At 48.4% G+C, this 510-nt stretch carries 1 pseudogene; it reads right to left on the bottom strand.

The window, feature by feature from the left end:
* Window positions 1-440 (bottom strand): annotated as a pseudogene (locus JK211_RS16840) (transposase); the annotation flags it as partial.
* Window positions 441-510: the final 70 nt, after the last annotated feature.

Here is a 510-nt window from a genome sequence, read left to right on the forward strand (position 1 = left end):
CTGGCTGTCAGTTATGCGCAGCAGCCAATCAGCAATAGCTTCATTTTCTTCACTCAGTGTAGGTTGGTAGCGATAGCAACTTTCACTGACGGCAAATAACCGGCAGGCAAAACGAATACTGACTTGCCGAAGCCGGACCGCTTCTTGTGCCATCTGCTTCCGATGCGATGGTTTCACCACTTTTTTGTCATGGCTTCCTGAATTATCTCGGCTTTAAGCCGTTCTTCGGCATACATCTTTTTGAGGCGACGATTTTCGTCTTCCAGCTCTTTCAGGCGGGCCATCATGGAGGCATCCATCCCACCAAAGCGTGAACGCCACTTATAGAAGCTGGCATTACTCATACCATGCTCGCGGCACAGTTCAGAAACCGGCGTTCCGGCTTCGGCCTGTTTGAGAATGGCCATAATCTGGCTGTCAGTAAAACGTGATTTCTTCATAGATTTCTCCCCGATTCAGGTTAGTAGAAAATTCTACTTATGAACACAACGGTTTTTCGGGGGGATTACC

The organism is Tatumella sp. JGM130, from assembly GCF_018257525.1.
GTDB classification, from domain to species: domain Bacteria; phylum Pseudomonadota; class Gammaproteobacteria; order Enterobacterales; family Enterobacteriaceae; genus Tatumella; species Tatumella punctata.